At 38.8% G+C, this 19,320-nt stretch carries 15 protein-coding genes; 1 reads left to right on the top strand and 14 read right to left on the bottom strand.

Annotated features, from left to right (window positions below; genetic code table 11):
• Window positions 1-2: 2 nt before the first annotated feature.
• From EUBREC_RS16520 to EUBREC_RS00665, 14 genes are all read right to left on the bottom strand, one after another.
• On the bottom strand, window positions 3-758 hold the full coding sequence (locus tag EUBREC_RS16520; RefSeq protein ID WP_012741085.1) for an HNH endonuclease: 756 nt from the start codon (window positions 756-758) through the stop codon (window positions 3-5).
• Complete coding sequence (gene dcm, locus EUBREC_RS00720) at window positions 755-2,014, bottom strand: DNA (cytosine-5-)-methyltransferase (RefSeq protein WP_041253767.1); 1,260 nt, start codon at window positions 2,012-2,014, stop codon at window positions 755-757. The genes EUBREC_RS16520 and dcm overlap by 4 nt, the downstream gene beginning before the upstream one ends.
• 16 nt (window positions 2,015-2,030) lie before the next feature.
• Complete coding sequence (locus EUBREC_RS00715) at window positions 2,031-2,930, bottom strand: PD-(D/E)XK motif protein (protein ID WP_012741083.1); 900 nt, start codon at window positions 2,928-2,930, stop codon at window positions 2,031-2,033.
• 3 nt (window positions 2,931-2,933) lie between these two features.
• Window positions 2,934-4,265, bottom strand: a complete 1,332-nt coding sequence (locus EUBREC_RS00710) for a DNA cytosine methyltransferase (protein ID WP_012741082.1) — start codon at window positions 4,263-4,265, stop codon at window positions 2,934-2,936.
• On the bottom strand, window positions 4,265-4,945 hold the full coding sequence (locus EUBREC_RS00705) for a DUF6339 family protein (RefSeq protein WP_306718544.1): 681 nt from the start codon (window positions 4,943-4,945) through the stop codon (window positions 4,265-4,267). Before EUBREC_RS00705 ends, EUBREC_RS00710 begins: the two co-directional genes overlap by 1 nt.
• A gap of 47 nt (window positions 4,946-4,992) precedes the next feature.
• A complete protein-coding gene (locus EUBREC_RS00700; RefSeq protein WP_012741080.1) occupies window positions 4,993-5,934 on the bottom strand; it encodes a hypothetical protein in 942 nt (313 codons plus the stop codon).
• On the bottom strand, window positions 5,934-8,021 hold the full coding sequence (locus tag EUBREC_RS00695; protein WP_012741079.1) for a hypothetical protein: 2,088 nt from the start codon (window positions 8,019-8,021) through the stop codon (window positions 5,934-5,936). The genes EUBREC_RS00700 and EUBREC_RS00695 overlap by 1 nt, the downstream gene beginning before the upstream one ends.
• Window positions 8,011-10,824, bottom strand: coding sequence for a Z1 domain-containing protein (locus EUBREC_RS00690; protein WP_041253763.1), 2,814 nt, complete (start codon window positions 10,822-10,824; stop codon window positions 8,011-8,013). The genes EUBREC_RS00695 and EUBREC_RS00690 overlap by 11 nt, the downstream gene beginning before the upstream one ends.
• A gap of 126 nt (window positions 10,825-10,950) precedes the next feature.
• Window positions 10,951-11,082, bottom strand: a complete 132-nt coding sequence (locus tag EUBREC_RS17875) for a hypothetical protein (protein WP_012741077.1) — start codon at window positions 11,080-11,082, stop codon at window positions 10,951-10,953.
• The gene (locus tag EUBREC_RS00685; protein ID WP_012741076.1) at window positions 11,079-11,402 is read right to left on the bottom strand and encodes a hypothetical protein; all 324 of its coding nucleotides are present in this window, start codon (window positions 11,400-11,402) and stop codon (window positions 11,079-11,081) included. The genes EUBREC_RS17875 and EUBREC_RS00685 overlap by 4 nt, the downstream gene beginning before the upstream one ends.
• A 10-nt stretch (window positions 11,403-11,412) precedes the next feature.
• Window positions 11,413-11,913 carry a GNAT family N-acetyltransferase gene (locus EUBREC_RS00680; protein ID WP_041253761.1) on the bottom strand — a complete coding sequence of 167 codons (501 nt, stop codon included), beginning with the start codon at window positions 11,911-11,913 and terminating at the stop codon, window positions 11,413-11,415.
• Window positions 11,914-12,185: 272 nt separating this feature from the next.
• The gene (locus tag EUBREC_RS00675) at window positions 12,186-13,874 is read right to left on the bottom strand and encodes a methyl-accepting chemotaxis protein (RefSeq protein ID WP_012741073.1); all 1,689 of its coding nucleotides are present in this window, start codon (window positions 13,872-13,874) and stop codon (window positions 12,186-12,188) included.
• Window positions 13,875-14,058: 184 nt separating this feature from the next.
• Window positions 14,059-16,428 carry an ABC transporter permease gene (locus EUBREC_RS00670; RefSeq protein ID WP_012741072.1) on the bottom strand — a complete coding sequence of 790 codons (2,370 nt, stop codon included), beginning with the start codon at window positions 16,426-16,428 and terminating at the stop codon, window positions 14,059-14,061.
• Between the two features lie 14 nt (window positions 16,429-16,442).
• The gene (locus EUBREC_RS00665; protein ID WP_012741071.1) at window positions 16,443-17,159 is read right to left on the bottom strand and encodes an ABC transporter ATP-binding protein; all 717 of its coding nucleotides are present in this window, start codon (window positions 17,157-17,159) and stop codon (window positions 16,443-16,445) included.
• A 312-nt stretch (window positions 17,160-17,471) separates the two neighbouring features.
• On the opposite strand from EUBREC_RS00665, the gene asnB reads away from it, so the two are divergent.
• A complete protein-coding gene (asnB, locus tag EUBREC_RS00660; protein WP_012741070.1) occupies window positions 17,472-19,319 on the top strand; it encodes an asparagine synthase (glutamine-hydrolyzing) in 1,848 nt (615 codons plus the stop codon).
• The last annotated feature ends 1 nt before the right edge of the window (window position 19,320 follow it).

Here is a 19,320-nt window from a genome sequence, read left to right as displayed (position 1 = left end):
TTTTATTCTTCCTCCTTACCATGAGTCAGATGCAAATCCAATATAATTTTATCAGTCTTTCCGTCTGGATAAATATACTGTAATTCATCATAATCAAATTTTGGATTTAATACATGAATCAGACTATGATGATTTGGACACAATATAAGAAGATTATCTGATGAATTATCAACACTCTTTGAAAAATACTTAATATGATGAGCTTCTGCAATATTAACGCCATGTTCTTCACCGACATTTTGACCACATATCTGACATCTATACGCATATAAACGCTTTAACATTTCTACCTTCTTTTTGGAATAAGTACGTTCCATCACAGATTTTACCGTTTTATTTAATGCTGCCGTATTGTCATCAAAATTTAGATACGTTTCAACATCATATTCTGAAACAGTTTCTTCATCTACTTCCAAATTAATCACCTGAGATTCTTCCATTGTTCCATCCAAAACTGATTTTACAATTTCTGTTATTTCTTCAAACTCCATTACATTCCATTGCCCATACAGTTCTTTTACCGTCTCTGTTGGTTTTCTGTTGCGTTGTCCAACTCTTCCGTTATCAAAAAACACATCAAATTCATCCCGCCTTCGCCTTAAATAAGCATTAGGTTCAACACCCGGACCGGTAATTCGTACTGATAAGTCATCCATCGCTTTTGACACCGGTCCACCATATCCCAATTCACGAAATGCGTCATCATTAAACTTTGAAATGTAAAATGCCACTAAAGACTTTTTCTGATTTATTGTCATTTTCTTTCACCTAAAATCTTCTCATTAATATCCATTATCTGTCTGAAAATAGCTTCCAAAACATCAACCACGATACTATTACCTGCTAGTTTAATAAGCTTCTCTGTTGAATACAAATATCTATTCTTTGTTACCATAGGATTATCACTGATTATCCTGTCAAAATCCGATTCATCAAATCCCATCAACTTAAAGCACTCTCTTGGAGTCAGATATCTCCATTTTGTCTTTCCTCTTGCCCGATTCTTATAAATAATCAAGCCGGAATTAGGATTACGGTCCTGCTTTGTCGTTACTGTATTAACAACGATGTCCCTAATCTCTTTTCCATCATACAGCAATTCATTATCTTCCCATATTTTTCTTCTGGAAGGCGTATCATTAGGTTTACTTGCATCAGCTTCTTCCTTATATCTGGGAACATCATCGTAATCTAAACAAAGAATGTCTTTTAACCTTAAATTCCTTTGCTTTAAACGCGTTGCTTCATCCTTTTCCAAATTATGTTCTTCAAAGTACTTTTCTACTTGGGCTATCGTTTCGGCATTATTTTTGCACAATATACTGATCATATATGCTCTTTCTCTTTTTTGAGGAATACCAAAATTTTGAGCATTAAGCCTATATATTTTATTATAATATCCCAGATTTTCTAAAGTTGCCTTCCAATCACCAAAATCTGCAGCATGCGGTTTTGACAGAATATTGGTTACGTTTTCCATAAGCAGAAAACGAGGTAATTCTTTTCCCATTTCATTCATTTCAAGCAATATACGTTCAACTTCCCAAAGCATACCAGAACGATTATGTGCATCCCTTGCTATTCCACTTTTATTCCCATGCCAGCATCCACATAATGATAAATCCTGACAAGGAAATGAATATGTGAACAAATCAATATTGTCGGGTATATCACTTCCCATAACATCCGTAATACTTACCATATTTCTTGTTTCTTTTATTGCTGCATACAATCTTCGTTTCAAATGCATTGGCATTCGCCTAAACGTCTCATCACTCATAGGTTTCTTTCCATCGGAACTCAGCGATAAACCTTTTAAAAAATTTGTAACATCTTCATCTGAAATTTCTGCATATTTATTAATATCAATTTTGCCTTTATGTATCAGACAATATGCCAGTATTGCGTTAATATCCCAATCTGCAGTATTTACAATTTCAAAAGGTTTTCCAATTCTTGTTAATGCTTTTGCCTGACTTCCAATTCCACTAAAAGTTTCAATTACTCTAAACATTTCTTTTCTCCCGGGATCACCATACAGTATATTCCAAGCCATCCAAATCAATGGTATATGTAATTTGCGTTATTGACTCCGGTATATGATCATCCTTAAATGAGGCTTTTGTTATCTTCGGAAATTTATCATCAACCTCATATTTTCTTTTTTCTAATACTTTGTATTTTTCTTCCCTTATACTTGCACCCCGCTCATATCCCAACTGATATAACTGCTGTTCAATCTTATCTTTATCATATCCATCTGCAACTAGTCTATCCTTCATATCATTTATAGATATTCCTGTTCTTGACTGTTCTAATCTACAGAAATACAACTGTAATCTTTTTAAACTTTGGAGCTGATGCTGTCCAGATATAGTAATAGTAGCACCATAACGTTTTACTGTTGACTTAACTTCATAGCTGCTCTCATTTCCCTCTATATCGTGGCTCCCAGAATTAACAGCTGTCCATTCCACAGTATTATCCTGATTGTATAAATCATCTAAAACCATCATTTCCGCAATTACACTGTAGGCTTCCTTATTAGAAATGGTGTTTCCCATTAACTCACGCCATTTTTTCCACCATTCCAATGGCTCAGACATAAGATTTTTTCTATCCACACCATCAATTCCAGGCTCTACAAATTGCGCACAGACCGTAGCAAATTCATATCGTAAACTATCAAGCATACAACTCAGTATAAGATACTTCTTTTCTATCCCGCCAATTGCAAGAGTTCTTGAAAACAATCTGCTATTGGCAAATTTTTCTGAAATATCTCTGATATCATCAAATTCAATAGCAACACCATATCCTTCATTATCACGGATAACCATTGCTGAGTATTCTTTTGGTAACGTTTTAATTTCTCTTGCACCATTTTGTGTCGATGCAAAATACTCTCTAATCTCCTCCAGTATTCCCATGGTCTATTCCTCCTCAAAAGTATTCAACACTGTTCTTGCAACTCCATACGCCAATAGCGGGGGCACAGCATTTCCAATTTGCTTAAATGCATCCCCCATAGAACAATCAAAGAAAAAATCATCCGGAAAAGATTGTAACCTTGCTGCCTCTCTTACTGTAATTCCCCTTGGTTCAATCGGATGAATATGACTATACGTGTCCTTTGCCAAATGTGCCACTAATGTATGTGATGGTTTCGTTTCATCCAACCGCTTCCATTTATTTTCGAATTTATCTTTATCATATTGCGGAACCATTTTATTATAGAGACTAATGTATTCCTCACTATCCTTCTCGTACCCAAAAAGTTTTGCCTCTTCATAGAATAGCTCTTCTGCTATCTTTGTCGCCGCAATATAATTATCTCCTTGTTGCATTCTCTCAAAGATCGGGAAATCTCTGGTATTCCTTCTGAATGCATTTGCCGAAACACCAAATCCCTCTTTACCATACCAGGTTCTCATTAATTCTTGATATTCATTCTGTGCTTCCGTTTTATATGGATACTCAATATTTAATGACACCAATTTATATTTTGAGTCTGCTGTCGGAAATACTTCTGGTAAATCTGAAAAAGCATCTCCTACAGTAACCCATGGTTTTAATTCATCTGTTGTTCCATTGGGTTCCACAAAAAATTGACATTGCTTATATCCCTCAAATCGTTTTTGATGCTGGGTCAATACATCAACCTCATTTCGATGTGTTGGATTTGGTAATTTTATCTCTTTTCCTTCATCCCCCTTGATTGCTACAACAAAAACTCTCTCTCTTACCTGTGGAACACCATAGTCGGCAGAATTAAGTATTGTCCAATATGCCTTATAACCTTTTTTAGTTAACTCAGTACATACTATTTCTGGTATATTTTTACCGCCAAAATTTGTTGATTCCGGAACATTCTCCATCACAACAGCTCTTGCTTCCAATTCAAATACAAATCTCAAAAAATCCTGATACAGATATCCTCTTGCATCTTTTATATTTACTCTATCTTCACCGAGTGATCTAAGTTTCCCGCGACCTGCCATAGAATACGCCTGGCATGGCGGTCCTCCTATAACAATACACCCCTCATCTCCAAAACTATTTTTAAACACACTTGCTTCTATTTCTGTTATATCTCCACATATATGTGTTTCTTTTTTTCCATAGCGCCAGGAAAGATTATAAGAAATGGTTTTACATGCTTCTGGCATCAATTCAATTCCTGCCACAATATCAAAACCCGCTTTTTCAAATCCGAGTGCCAATCCACCACACCCTGAAAACAGATCAATAATTTTAGGTAACATTACACACGCACCCCCGCGTCTATAAATAAAGAGCGTACATATTCTTTTTCGCCACCCAAATATAATGCCGGATCCACAACCATCACTTTAGCAGTGTTCAATTTCATTACAATTCTGAATAAATCATCCTGCTGCGTTTTTGTGTTCGTATTGTATTCATCAAGAACCTGTTGCGGTATATGACTATAGTAATACATAATGTATCTATATACATTTATAAACGTTCCCTTACGTCCTGTTCTTTCCTCTAAATTCAATATACTGTCGGTTGTAAAACAGGGAGCCTCCAATACTTTGGCAGTTGTCTGCATATCTCCCTGCCACGACAAATGTACGTACCACCAAATTGATCTAAGCCATATTCTTGCAGGTTTGCTCCAATAATGACTCTCATTATCATATCCCCATCTTTCAGCAACGACATCTGGTATAACCTTTATCGAAAGATATCTCCAAAAATCGTCATTAGCTGCAGCTCTAAGGTTAAATCCCGGCACACGCCACAAATAATCGTACAACAAAATTCCAATGTGAGCATCTATGTAGTAGTCTTTTTTTGCTATACTATCCGGGCACTCACTTCTCACCTTTTGATTAAACTCTTGTATATCTTTACGTATCTTCAAATAATCTCCCTCGACTTCCGGCAATGAAGGATAATTCAAAACCCATTCTTTCATTGCATTCTGAGCCTCCGAACGATTTAATGTTTTAATAATCATACTTTCTATATCCTTTGATCAAAAAATTTTCTTATAGACAATGACATTGCCTCCGGTCCAGAAACATCCCACTCCAATGTATCAATGAAATAGTGGATAGCTTCTGACACACTACCATTTTGCAAATCCTCACCAGAAGTAGTTGCATCCCAATAATCTTCCTGTTCTTTTAATTTTGTAATAATAACAGCTAGTGCACTTGCCATTATTTCCTTTAAAAGTTGCTCATCAAATGTTCTTTTCGTTTTATCTAAATACTTGTAATTTTTGTGTGCAGTATTTATGTATATAGAAACACTGTCTGAAAACAGGTCATATGTAGGATCTATCCAATCACATTTTACATACCACAATGGCTGACCCGGTTCATGTATTTCATACATAGGAAATACTGAACCATTTCCATCTAGCCTTATTACAAATTTATTATCTAACTCTCCTAAAATACATCCATATTGATTAGCCAGATGTTCCTCTCCCCAAAGCGGAGTGCCTGCTTCTTTCAAATAAATAATTGTCGAAAATTCCACACTTCCTCTTAATTGAGCTTCTGAGAATTCATAATTTAACTCAAATTCCAAATCTCTTTGGGAATTTTCTATCTCTCCAATCGGAATAACACCTCTTTGCTTTGAATCAGGGGATGTCCACATTAATGCTATTCCCAGTTTTGCATTATTACATGCTATTCCGTTTGGTCCAAACAAACACTGATATGTACGAATTGAATACTTTCTTCTAATACATAACTGATAATCATCCGGAGACCATATTCCCTCATCATCGATCACTTTATGAACTATAGTACTGCTATCAACTTCTTCCGTACGCAATACATATTCCTGATCATTTCTTACATAATAAAGCTGATATGGTGATGCTTGGAATCTAGTTTTACTTAACAAATCATCCGTTATTACCGGAAAAAGTGAAATATTCGCTGCCATTATTTATCACCTTCATTCTTTTCAACATTAAACAATGGTTTAATATCTTTTCTATTCAACTGCAAAGTAATATCAAGTTCCATTTCTATCAAATGCTCAGCATCTGACCTTACATGTATACCATAACCAGCACCATTTTTCGTTTTAAGTAATTCACAGGAAATGTCACTTATTCCAGAACTTTCATTACTGCTAGCTACTGCCATTTTTAAATTTGTTTTTAGTTTATCTACTTTTGTAACAACAATATCTGCAGAAACTATCTCGAACGGCATGGATAATCCCATTTTTTCTTCCCAGTCTTTAGGTTTAATTGCACCTGTCTCAGAATCAATTGCCAAATTAATCCCTGTAGCCAAAATCTTTCTTCGCGATTTGATTGTTAACTTAACCGTCATCCCATTCGCAAAATATTTTGTTTTTGATGATTCATAACCAAAAACAACATTTTTATGTGTTTCGGTGTGTCCACTTCCGCCTTGTCCACCACTTGTTCCGCCACTTGGCTTTTTACCAAAATTTTCAGGTGGTAATAACAAATCTCCAAACATTTTTCCAAGACCAGAGTTTAATCTGCTAGTTGTATCTTCTTCCTCTACAAAAAATTCCTTAGAAATTTTACTATTAATCTGCGCTTGTACCTTTGACACAATTCTCGGGTTATTATTACCCATACTAAAGTCTCCCCAAGAAGTATGATCGGCCATCTCACTTTTTCTTACATATTCCTCAAGACTATATGGCTCTCTTGTATTAGTAAGTTTATTTTCTGAGTTTAGCACAAAAATAGCAAAAATAAATTCATCTTTACTAGAAGCACTTATTCCATCAACCCAGTTTCCCACATCCTCATATGATACAATCATCCCTGGTTTACGAGTAAAAAATAAAACAGGTTTATTCTTTTCTTTATCCTTTATTTCACAATTAAAATACATGTACGGCTCTGGTTTGTTATCTGGATATCCTGTTTTCAATATTTTACGTGGAACTTTCGTATACGCAATCGTACCAGCCTTTGTTGTTTCCAATACCTTACGCAAAAGAATGTCTTCTGATTTACACTCCACGCCGTCTTGTGCCAAAATATCATTCCCAGCCTCTTCTGACACAGCCCTATTGTAAAGTGCTTGTACAATCTGAAATGCAGGTTCCATATTGTCTAAACCAATTCCTTTTTTATTGATTCGTGCGCGTAGAAATTTCCCATATGGATATTTTTCATTGTTTAATCTCGGAGCATACCATCTTTGTATAGAGATTCGAAGATAATCTTCAATACTGCATCTCCAAAAAGGACGTATTCTATTATCTTCACTATCTTTATATTCTATCTGATTATTTTCAAGTAACATCTGTTCATCAATATAAGGAATGATTATTGTGGTTCCTGTTAAATCACCTTCATATGGTTCAATTCCAAATATATTTAAAATTTTTTCAATATACTTTTCATCTGTAATAGGTTTTGTTTTGTTGCTTCCGATTTCCTGTCCCCACCATGCTATACCTCGCTTTGATTTTCCCGGCAAAGCAGGAATAAGTGAGTCAGCATTCATTTCATTTTCCACCAGTGAAGCTGCTAATCGCGACTCATATATTCCTTCTTCATTCAGTATTCTGCTATAATAAACAACCAGTCCTATTCCAACTCTGAAATATACAGTTTTACCAAGTCCCCATGAACCACCTGCACCTTCTGCTTCCTGTGGTTTACTTATTTCATAAATCAACTTTAATAAATTTCCATACTGGTTATCTGTTACTTCATCATAATGCAGCTTGCCTGTCAGTCCAACAGTATTTGAATCACGTACTGCTATGAATTTGTACGTGTCTTTCCAATATTTTCTATTTAAAGTTTCTGTTATGCCCTCTAATTCCTTATTTAAAGATATTTTATTAAATTCTCCTGTAAAAAAATCTACAGTCACATATGGGTCTGTATCATTTTTTGCATCCAGACTATTCTGTATGGATTCTCGAACCAATAAATCTAAAATAGGCATATTATTATTTTGTATCAATTTTAGTAATGAACTCCCCGACTGAGTCATTCTACCAGGTTCAGCAATTTCAATTTTCATTTGTTCCCTCCAAGTCACCTTCGTCGTCAAACGGATTATTTTGCATATGTATAGATACAGTCGCTGTATAATCTGTTCCGCGCTTTCCACCCGGAATATTCATACAAATACCTACAATATCCTCAACCGAATCTAGATCTTCTCTCGTATCAAAGCCTTTTACCGCTTTTGAATCTTTATCTATTACATAAACAATCAACTGTGGAGTTGAATCTAAACCAGCTAAACTTCTAATCTCTTTTGCATATTTTGATTTAAAATTCTTAACCTTGCTCACAATCTCTTGCGGCTGTCCTTCCAAATCTATATCAGCTATAATATCTTTTGGATCCCTTAAAACACCAATATTTATTACCGTATCCGATTCATTATTCAATTTCTTCCTTGTACGGCTTACTTTTTTTACCGGACCTACTGGTGAATTCCAAACAGAACCACTACCTTTTCCAGCCAAAATAATATTCCAATTTTCAAGTTTCCCTTCTGCTGAAATTTTTTCAATCCAAGCAATAACAGAAGCTATATCATTGAAAACTCCTAATCTCGAATTAAATTTGTACTCTTCAAGATATTTTTTCACCAAAGAGAATTCAACATTCCTCCAAATAAAAGAATTTTCCGCATGTTGATTGCATTCTTTTCGTTCTTCCGGTTGTCCTAATGAAGCAATAAACTTTTCAGTCTCAACAATGTTATGTTTCAGCACTGCTACATCATTATCAAACAAATATGTCTGATTAAAAGAGCCACTGAAATCCATATCTGTTGCTTGTGCACTCTGCATCCTGTTTTTTGCAGTTATACGTATAAAACTTGCTTTAGGAGTATTTTTCACTCTTGGTCCATAATTTGCCGGACTCTTTCCTAAGGTGTCCATTTCATGTATTTCATCACGTAACTCCTGATCCAGCGCTGCAAGAAATTTAAATTGATCATTTGTCTTAGATGTAATCCATAATCTCGGCAACAACTCATACCCTTTTCTGTATCCAAACCATCTCCCCATTTGCATAAGTGTATCCGCCTGACTGACAGAACGAAGAAAAAATGTGCTGATAAGTCCTTCAATTGTTAAACCTCTGGACAAAGTTGCTCCACCCACAACAATAAACGCCGGTGCTGGTGTTGGCATATTATCAGCCGTAGGATATGCCAATCTGACATACATTCCATCGTCGGTAATTCCATTATTCTTGCAATTATCAATACACATATGAATTCCTTCGTGATATGCGAACTCATCGTCCTCATCCAATGGAATATTAGTTGGTTCTTTACTCAACAAAATTGTAATTTCCTTACGTATGTCCTCAAATGAAGGATATCTGTTTATTTCTTCATCCTTCCTATCGTATTGTGGATATTGTTCTCTAAACTTTTCAAATGTAAATTGACTGGTTTCTGTATTCCATACTTTTTCACATCTTCTAATCATCTCATCTACATCTTTGCTCACAATCCAATCTCTGACCGCTTCTGCAATATTCTGATGATGATCAGTTTTCTGACTTGTATGTATCAACATACTAATCGGCTTTCCGTATCCCCATATTCTCATGCAGGCTACGCCACACAGAAACCAGCATATAGCATCCTGTAACGCAAGTGGAACATACAGGGATCCTTCTTCATGAATTTCTTTGATTGCCTGAAGATCATCCTCATCAATAATTCTCACGATATCTAAACCATCATAATCATAATCCCCACCCTCAAGTCCAAATATCTGTTGTGGTCCAAAATATTCCTTTGACACGCTTAATGTTGATATAAAATTTCTAGGATATAACGAATCTTCTCCAGCCTCATTTAATATATTTGCATATGGCGTGGCTGTATATCCAATATAATTCATCGCCTTATATTTATTACTGATTTCCTGCGATTTCTCATTTCTTCCATTTACCAAATCTCTTATCAATCTATTAATTGTTCTAATCGTTGAACTATTAACATTTGCTGTGTTAATACCAGCCTGGTCAGCCTCATCATCTATAACCAGTATCTTCATCTGTTTTTGTTTATTACCATCAGATTGCAGCCATTGTATAAGCCCCCTGAGTCTTCCCGGATTTTTCAGACAAACTGTAAAATATCTCTGTTTTGACGTTTTATCAAAGTGTAAATCCTGTGTTCTTTGTCCTAACATTGGTTTTTTAGATAAATGCTCTAACCCATTCCAATTGAGATTGCCCTGACAATTTAAGTCATTTAATAACCGGTTTTGTGTTTGTTGCCTAAGATTTTCGATGGTTCCAGATAAAACTATAAACATATTCCATCCCCAGTCAGCCGCCATAGCCATTAAAGCTGCCATATTTGCAGTTTTTCCAGACTGAACATTACCAATAACCAATCCCTTAACTGGTTTCATTTCGGTTGTGTCACTGCTCAGTCTCTTCAAAATCTTTAATGTAGTTCTCTCCATCTCATCAACGATTTCTTCTTTAAAACCACCCTTAATCAATTTTTTTCTATATAACTGCCATGCGGATTGTGGATCTGCTGGTACCGTAACATCATTATCTTCGCCTTCACCCATAATCATAGCCTGACCACTAAGATAATCTATAACCTGTGTCTGTTCTTCTGCCTCTTTTTGTAAGCGAACGAGTTCTTTCCATTCACTGCAACTAACTTCTTTCCAAAAATTCAATAAGGACTGTTGGGTTAAGAATTCTGATAATCCTTCATCATTACCACGCCCCGCATAATCAATCTCTTCCCACTTCATGTTACGATTTCTCGCATTACGAATCCATTCTCTGTGTTGATCATATTCAGGCAAACTAAAATTAGACATATGCATTCCTCCATTGGTACATTTGAAATTTTATCGACAATTTTTTACCTTTTCCATAACCCTATTATAAAACCAGAGTTTTATATCGTCAACTTTGTTTTTTACTTTTCAAGGAAATGTCTCCAATCAAAGGTTTTTACCCTCTTTATGGTTATTTGACAAAAATTGCGGCTGATAAGCCAGGCTCGAATTGTATCCACTGTTGATGAAGCCGGTTTCCAAGCCGGCACGTAGTTCTGCTATTTTTTGTTTATTCATACTACCTCCCACAGCTCATTCCATCCGGCATAGCCCATCGATACAAAGTATCTAAACCATATGCGCCATGCATCATAAAACAAGCTGTCCTTGTTCTCCTCCGCCAATATCACCAGGTCAGCACACCTTACCACATAGTCCTTATCCTTTGTGAAACGACCTGTTGATATGCCATTTTTGTATAGCTCATACAGATTTTCAAGGGCAGCCTTTGCTGTTGCCATGTCAAAATTGCAGGCCCCACTTTCGCTGATTTCATTGAATTTAAGACACTCCCTATAATTTTTTTCTATAACGTTATCTGATACTTTATTTTCCATATTATCACATTCATCCCTTTAACACCATCTCATGCCACTCTTCTCCGCCCCAGGTAGAGTCAGCAATCCCCAGATCCTGCAATCCAAACTTCTTATACATCTCTACCTTCTGCTCTAAGCATGTCAGAAACAGCTTTTTTCGTCCGTTTGCCTTTTCACGCTGACTGTAGCGGTGCACGAGCTCTCTGGCGAGTCCCTGTCCACGATACTCCGGCAGCACGTCAAGGCCAAGAAGCATCACATTCTTACCGTTTTCATCGCATAAATCGATGTCCGTGAAGAACTCATCCCTGAACTTTTCCTCGTCTGTTGCCACACCATTTAAAAAGCCCGCCAGCTTACCGGTTGATTTGTCAATTACCACGAGAAATAACTGTGGTACCTTTGCAATTCTCTCTGTCATTGCCTTTGGAGAACATGCCTCATTCGGTGGGAAACATATCTGCTCAATTGCTATTGCCTGTTCTACCTCGTCTGGGTGTATACTTCTAAATTCAAAATTATCTGTCATTATTTTATACCTCATTCTTCTGTTTATCATATATTAAGATTTTTGTGTTACCGGCCACTCTCAAGCGTGAACAGTAAAATTTTTTGTATATGTATATAATACGTGTTTTTGCTGATATAATCAATAATCCCCCAAATACCAAAATCAGCCACAAAAGCATTTTACTGCTTTTACGACTGATTTACATTGAAAACTGACAAAAACCTCCTTTTTGCTTTAATGATAAACTTAAAGCGCAAAGGAGGTCAATGTTCATTTATGAATACTTACAATTAATTATTAAAGAACGATAATGCTTCCTTCAATCCATCAGACTCATCATTCATGTGTCCTGCCATTTCTGAAACTCCGTGCATCATCGCATTGAGCTCCTCGATGTTGGCATTCATCTCTTCGGTTGCTGCGGCATTTGCTGCGCTGACGTCTGTCAGGCTGTTGCTGCTCTTCGTGATGTCATCGTTCAGCTCAATCATCGCAGTGACAAGCTCTTCGATTTCATCAGCTTTTTCTGCTGTCTTTTGAATCTGCTCATCAAGTGAGCCAAATTCATCGAGTACTGCCTTAATCTCTTCCTTCTGCTTGGCATTATCCTCGACGATGGTGCCGGATGCCTGAACACAATACCTGCACTCTTCAACCAGTGATGATATTATCTGCTTGATATTCTCAAGCTCCGTATTGGTATTGTCTGAAAGCACTCGAATCTCCTGTGCCACCACTGCGAAGCCTTTTCCTGCATCGCCGGCTCTGGCTGCTTCTATAGATGCATTGAGTGACAAAAGATTGGTTTCACTGGATATTTCCTCAATGACAGAGACAATATTGCTCACCTTGTCAACCGTAGTATTTACAGTTTCTATGCGTTTTGAAATTGCTGAGATACCCTCATCCATCTTGTGGCTGCTATCCTGCATGGATTTAATCTTGTCATTCATGATTTTACTGCTATCCTGCACTGCTACCGTCTGGTTTTTGATTTCATCAACAGAGGCATTAATGTCCTTTGTTTCATTGCTCATCTCCAGAAGATTTTCATTAATCTTGGAAATAGATGCTGCCATGCCTGTAGAGCCCTCTGCAACATCCTCGACGGCCTTGGATATCTCGTTATTTGCAGCAAGTGTCTGACTGCTTGTGTCATTGAGCTCATAGCTGTTTGATGACATCGTATCACTGGAATTTCTTATCTTTCCGACTATACTTCCAAGCGATTGTGTGAGCTCCTTCATCTTTTCTATAATCAGGCCTATCTCATCATTTGACTCCTTGACCACACTGAAATCTGCCTCAATATTACCATTGGCAACATCCTCAATTATTGTACTGACCTTTACAAGCGGTCTCATGAGCCTGCGTCCCATTATGAATGAGATAGTAATTGCAATAAGCACAACAATAGCAATGATTCCAACGGCAACTCCTGTTACAGTAGTGATTCCTGCAAGTGCCTCAGATTCATCTGCTGTAAGCACAAGTATATTTTCATTGTTCAAAATCGTATATGCCGAATACTTTGTTGTTCCATTGAAATCATATTCTACAACAGTCGTGCCCGGTTTTTTGCCATCCTGAAGCTGTTGTACAACGCCTTTAATTACAGCATTCTCAACAGGCTGTCCAACCTTTTCCTTTGTAGGATGATAAAGCATTGTGCCATCATTTTGAACCACATACATGTATGCACTGTCCATGCCTTCAAGCTTTACATCTGAAAGATTATTGGCATAACCATCATAATCCAGATCATCAACACCTGAATTACTAATCTCATTTTCCATGATTTTTGACGTTGTATTAACAACATCTACCATGGTATGCTTGACACTGTCTGTAATTTGTTTTTTGGAGCTTTCAAGAATAAATACCATACAAATTACATTTGAAACTATAACAGCTAAAATCACCATTACTATGATTTTGGCTGCAAATGTACCTCTTTTTTTAGTTTTACTCTGTTCCATATGACCATCTCTCCAATCCTATTGCTACTGCTACTCCTTTAGCTTAAAATTATAAGACAATATTACCATTTTTGGTGAAATTATACAATAGTTTATCAGTAAATAAAAAATTTATCTACATTTTGCCTTTGATTAATTTGTCGCGCAAATAGGGTTAATGTTCAATCATAAACAGTTATACTACCTATTCCACATTCTTTAGTGCCATGTCCATCGGGATTCTCTTTATTCTACTGAAATCAAATACTGTCACTATCAGGTAACCGATGAGCACAAACGCAAACATCTTTACATAGCCGACATGTGTCATATGGAATGAAAACCAGCCGCTGAAGGTCTGAAGCATTATGCGCCATACAATGTCCATTACTTTTGCACCAAGCACTACGCTAATGATATCTGATATAACCACCACGATGGATGTTGAGGCCAGATAAAGACTTGCAATTTCTCTGTTGTCGTAGCCTAAAATCTTTGTCATCGATATGGCTGTCTCATTTTTCTCGATGATGAGCTTCGTGAGCAGATATATCATGACGGCTGAGAGCAGTATGCAAAGCACCTGGAAGTACTGCATGTATGAGCCCATGGAGTGGTCGAGCTGGTCTGCCATTTTGGTGATGTCGCGTATCGTGATTGTTGTTGCGATATTGCTCTCATCGATATCCTTTATCTTTGTATCCGACAAAAATCCGCTGAATCTGCCATCTGCAAAATCAAAGGTATCCGCGAAATGCTCTATCGGCATAAACACCGCGATGCTCTGGGATTTATCGTAGGTTCCCTTCACCTTGAATTTGTATGTTTTTTTCTCGTACTGTGCATCAAACTTTATTGTATCGCCCGGTTTTATACCATATTTATCTGCAAATGAGTCTGATATGTACACCTCATTATCCTTAAGCGAATCCATGTCCTTAAGCTTTACGTATGCACTGTCTGTTTCCACTCCGTAGACAGACACCTCCTCGTCAAACTCATCTGTCCTCCTTAAGAGCGATGTCATGTCAAATTTCTCTGCATCACTGTTATCGGTTTCAAGCACGTTTCCGTCTGCATCGACATAGGATTTGAGTACGTACTGGTATTTTGCAAACATCATACTGTCGGTATTTTTCTTGTAATAATCAAGTGTATCCGGCATGCCGACTGCCATCGCGAGCATTACCATGATGAAAAATATTCCCACAAAAAGTATCAGATAGTTTGCCACATTCTGGAACATGATTCGCAGTCTGAAACGGCTCATGAAGCTCCAGTGCGGAAGCCGCATTGCTTTTTTACGCTTTGTTTTCTTAAGGTCATGACGCAGAAACTGAAGCGGTGTGTGCTGCATCATGCGGATTATCACGATAAGATTTACAACCAGCATTATAATCACCGGAGCAAGCGTTGTTTTTATGAATGCGCCCGGATTCCAGATTGTGTGGTATGTCGGCAGGCTGTAGCTGTTGTAATACATGCCCACAACCACATCCTTGAACACCGTATAGCCCAGTATATTTCCTACTACTGCTGCCAGAAATGTTACAATGACAGGCATTGAAAGGTAATGCCTAATAAGCTCGCCCTTTGTGTAGCCCGACGCACGAAGCGTGCCTATCGCTGATGATTCATTTGCTATCGTATTGCTTATGGTCACTGCAAAAATGAATGCGATTATCACAATAAGAATGTCTAAAAGCACTCCTCCCATGGCCTTGTCTGAGCCCATATCGTCCGTGGCAAAATTTATTGCCGGATTTGAGTAGCGCGGTGTGTAGTCCTCCACTTCATTGCCTGCTGCCATAACCTGTGACACCATCGCCTCCAGAAAGTCATCTGATTTTTCCTTCTGCTCTATGTCGTCAGCCGGCTCATCCTCGTATTTCCATGCATATGTATAGTGAATGCTCTTGTGCAGGCGCTCAAAGCCCTCCTTTGTCACCATTGCCACATCAAACTTTATCGCATCAAACATCATATCGGTCTTCTTTTCATGCAGTGTGGAGTAATTGACATATGCGATAAGGCCCGATACCTTGAATTCTTTTCCGCTGACCTTTATTGTGTCACCGACCTTCATGCCCACGTTGTCTGCATGCATTCTGTCCACAGCGATTTCGTTCTCATTTTGTGGAAATGAGCCCTCGATGAGACATGCAAGGTTGATATTCCCGGTCTTTGTGTATACACGGATGGTTCCGTCCTTTTTGCCGTCTGCGTCGTAGTCCTCAGTCTCATTGCGATAGAAATTCTCGTAAAGCTTGACAGGAGTTTTGCTGCTATCGCTGTCTTTTTCGTCTGGAGCTGTTTTTACCTCGCCTGACTCGATAGCCGTAACAAGCTCGCTGTCAGCCTTATCCTTAAGCTCAAAATGTCCATCCTCCTGCTTGTATTTACTTACCCCCTCATCCGCAGAGGTGAGCATACTGTCGTTTGCCACATACATTCCGGATACAAAGCCAATTGTCAACACGAGGAAAAGAAATACAACAAGATATTTCTTCCAGTCACCGATAATTTCCTTTGGTATACGCTTTATCAGAGGATTTTTTATCTTTTTCCTGCTCATAGGTCAAATCCTCCTTACCACTCAAGCTCTTCGGCCGAAACCTTATTTGTATTGATATCGTTGTGGCGCACGGCTCCGTCCCTAAGCTTTATCACGTGGTCTGCCATGTTTTTGATGGCCTCATTGTGTGTGACCATGATTATGGTGTTTCCGTACTTTTTGTTGACATCCTCTATGAGCTTCAAAATCTCCTTTGAGGTGTTGTAATCAAGCGCTCCTGTAGGCTCATCGCAGAGCAGTATATCAGGATTTTTCACGATTGCACGCCCTATTGACACACGCTGCTGCTGTCCACCGGATAGCTGATTTGGAAGCTTATAGCGGTGCTCGTAAAGCCCCAGCGTGTGAAGCAGCTCATCGATATCCAGTGCGTTGTCAGACAGATAAGCGCCCACCTCGATATTTTCCTTTACATTCAGATTGGCAATCAGGTTGTACATCTGAAATACATATCCCAGGTGCTTTCTGCGGTACTGTGTGAGCTTTTTCTCGCTCATATCCTTCAGCTTGTCACCATTTATGCTGATATATCCGGAATCGGCGCTGTCGATGCCTCCGATGATATTGAGCAGTGTAGACTTTCCTGAGCCTGACGGTCCGAGCAGCACACAGAATTCACCCTTTGCCACAGAAAAATTCATGCCTCGCAGCACCTCCTGGCGCGTCTCGCCGCTTCCGAAGCCCTTTTTCAAATCCACTATCTCTAAGAACTTTCTCTCTTCTTCTGACATATGATATCCTCTCTTTCAACATTTCAAATTACATTTACCTTATATAAGGTTATAGCTTTAAAAACAATTACCAGTCAGATTGTACTTACTGTAGTTATCTGTCATTTATATATGTTAGTGTTATCTAACTTTATGTAATAAGAGTAACGCTATTCTGCCTTTATTGTCAATAAAAATTTTATAATCAGCTTGGTAATTGATTAATACAATGACTTTTGTCCACCATATCATTTTATTTTCTGACCGGATTAACAGCTTCAAGGCGTATGCATAATATAAATTAAATCTGTTTTTACGGAGATATGAATTTTTATGTGTGGTATTGCCGGATTCTGTAACTTTAAAGAAGACTTTGAAGAGAACACCGATTACTGGAACTTTCGTCTTGAGAAGATGCGTGCTGTGCTCGCCCACCGCGGCAACGATGCCAGAGGACGCTACCTTAAAAAGCATATTGGTCTGTCGCACAGCCGTCTGGCCATCCGTGATATCCTGTGCGGCGACCAGCCCATGACGCGCACCCACAACGGCTATGAGTACACTATCTGCTATAATGGTGAAATTTACAACACAGATGAGCTGATTCCCGAGCTGTCCGAAAACGGCTTTGTATGCTCCACAACCTCAGACACAGAGGTTATTCTGTACGCCTACATCCATTGGGGCGCTGATTTTGTCAATCGCTTAAACGGCATTTTTGCATTTGCCATATGGGATGCGGCTAAAAGCAGGCTGATTTTATACCGCGACCGAGTGGGTGTCAAACCGCTTTTTTATGCCATCCGAGGGGATTCTCTGGTGTTTGGCTCCGAGCCAAAGGCCTGCTTTGCTCACCCTGCAGTAAAACCTGAGCTTGACAAACAGGGCTTGCAGGAGCTTCTTGCTATCGGGCCTGCGCACACGAGCGGACTTTCCCTGTTTAAGGATTTGTTTGAGGTTTTGCCGGGACACTTCATGATTTACTCCCGGGATGGGCTGCATGATGAAACCTACTGGGAGCTTACAAGCCGGGAACACACCGAGAGCTATCGGGATACCGTTGCTCACACACGTTTTCTGGTGGAGGATGCTATAAAAAGGCAGATGGTTTCCGATGTGCCGGTATGTACTTTTCTGTCAGGCGGCATCGATTCAAGCATCGTGACCGCCATCGCCGCAAACTATATGAACACACGCGGTAAAACGCTCAACACCTTTTCCTTCGACTTTAAGGACAATGACAGGTATTTTAAGGCAAACGCCTTTCAACCGGAGAGGGATCTGCCCTATGTCAATCGTATGCTTGAGGAGTATGAGACAGCCCACTCCTATCTCGAGTGTGATGAGAACTCTCTCTTCAAAGCGCTCTTTGCCGCAGTCGATGCAAAGGATATGCCCGGCATGACCGATGTGGACTCGTCACTTTTATATTTCTGCAGCCTCGTCAGCCGAAAAAATAAGGTAGCTCTTACCGGTGAGTGTGCTGATGAAATCTTTGGCGGATATCCGTGGTTTTACCGCAAAGAGCTGCTGGAAAGATATGGCTTCCCATGGTCATCGGATGTCGCTCCACGCCTTGCTCTTTTGCGCGATGATGTGGGTTTGGAGCTTGATTTATCCAGTTATCAGGCTTTTCGATATGAGGAGTCCAGGTCAAAAGCACCTCTCCTTTACGGCGAGGACGGAGAGGACGAAAGCCGCCGCATAATAGGTTATCTCAATATCAAATGGTTCATGCAGACGCTTCTTGACCGCATGGATCGCACCAGCATGTACTCCGAGCTTGAGGCCCGTGTACCTTTTGCCGACCATCGTATCATTGAGTATGTCTTTAATGTGCCTTGGCATATGAAATATCAAAACGGTGTGGAAAAGACTCTGCTTCGCGATGCTTTTTCAGATGTCCTGCCACCTGAGCTTTTGCACAGAAAAAAGAGCCCATATCCAAAGACTTATCATCCCGGATATGAAGCTCTCCTTATAAAGGGAATGGAGGAGATATTAGACTCCCCTAACGCCCCTGTGCGCACTCTCATTGACGCTGACAAAACGCGCGAATTTTTAAAGGCACCGGCAGAATACGGCAGTCCGTGGTTTGGCCAGCTCATGGCAGGTCCGCAGCTTATCGCATATTTCATCCAGATTAATTACTGGATGGAGAAGTATCAGCTGTCTGCCTAAT

Source organism: Agathobacter rectalis ATCC 33656 (assembly GCF_000020605.1).
In the GTDB taxonomy this organism is placed as follows: domain Bacteria; phylum Bacillota; class Clostridia; order Lachnospirales; family Lachnospiraceae; genus Roseburia; species Roseburia rectalis.
Note: the sequence above shows the minus strand (reverse complement) of the source record. Positions and strands in the feature narration are given on the sequence as shown.

What these genes read in the sequence shown, in the direction of transcription:
- EUBREC_RS16520 (WP_012741085.1), bottom strand. Translation starts at nt 758, where the DNA reads ATGACAATAAATCAGAAAAAGTCTTTAGTGGCATTTTACATTTCAAAG.
- dcm (WP_041253767.1), bottom strand. Translation starts at nt 2,014, where the DNA reads ATGTTTAGAGTAATTGAAACTTTTAGTGGAATTGGAAGTCAGGCAAAA.
- EUBREC_RS00715 (WP_012741083.1), bottom strand. Translation starts at nt 2,930, where the DNA reads ATGGGAATACTGGAGGAGATTAGAGAGTATTTTGCATCGACACAAAAT.
- EUBREC_RS00710 (WP_012741082.1), bottom strand. Translation starts at nt 4,265, where the DNA reads ATGTTACCTAAAATTATTGATCTGTTTTCAGGGTGTGGTGGATTGGCA.
- EUBREC_RS00705 (WP_306718544.1), bottom strand. Translation starts at nt 4,945, where the DNA reads ATGAAAGAATGGGTTTTGAATTATCCTTCATTGCCGGAAGTCGAGGGA.
- EUBREC_RS00700 (WP_012741080.1), bottom strand. Translation starts at nt 5,934, where the DNA reads ATGGCAGCGAATATTTCACTTTTTCCGGTAATAACGGATGATTTGTTA.
- EUBREC_RS00695 (WP_012741079.1), bottom strand. Translation starts at nt 8,021, where the DNA reads ATGAAAATTGAAATTGCTGAACCTGGTAGAATGACTCAGTCGGGGAGT.
- EUBREC_RS00690 (WP_041253763.1), bottom strand. Translation starts at nt 10,824, where the DNA reads ATGTCTAATTTTAGTTTGCCTGAATATGATCAACACAGAGAATGGATT.
- EUBREC_RS17875 (WP_012741077.1), bottom strand. Translation starts at nt 11,082, where the DNA reads ATGAATAAACAAAAAATAGCAGAACTACGTGCCGGCTTGGAAACCGGC.
- EUBREC_RS00685 (WP_012741076.1), bottom strand. Translation starts at nt 11,402, where the DNA reads ATGGAAAATAAAGTATCAGATAACGTTATAGAAAAAAATTATAGGGAG.
- EUBREC_RS00680 (WP_041253761.1), bottom strand. Translation starts at nt 11,913, where the DNA reads ATGACAGATAATTTTGAATTTAGAAGTATACACCCAGACGAGGTAGAA.
- EUBREC_RS00675 (WP_012741073.1), bottom strand. Translation starts at nt 13,874, where the DNA reads ATGGAACAGAGTAAAACTAAAAAAAGAGGTACATTTGCAGCCAAAATC.
- EUBREC_RS00670 (WP_012741072.1), bottom strand. Translation starts at nt 16,428, where the DNA reads ATGAGCAGGAAAAAGATAAAAAATCCTCTGATAAAGCGTATACCAAAG.
- EUBREC_RS00665 (WP_012741071.1), bottom strand. Translation starts at nt 17,159, where the DNA reads ATGTCAGAAGAAGAGAGAAAGTTCTTAGAGATAGTGGATTTGAAAAAG.
- asnB (WP_012741070.1), top strand. Translation starts at nt 17,472, where the DNA reads ATGTGTGGTATTGCCGGATTCTGTAACTTTAAAGAAGACTTTGAAGAG.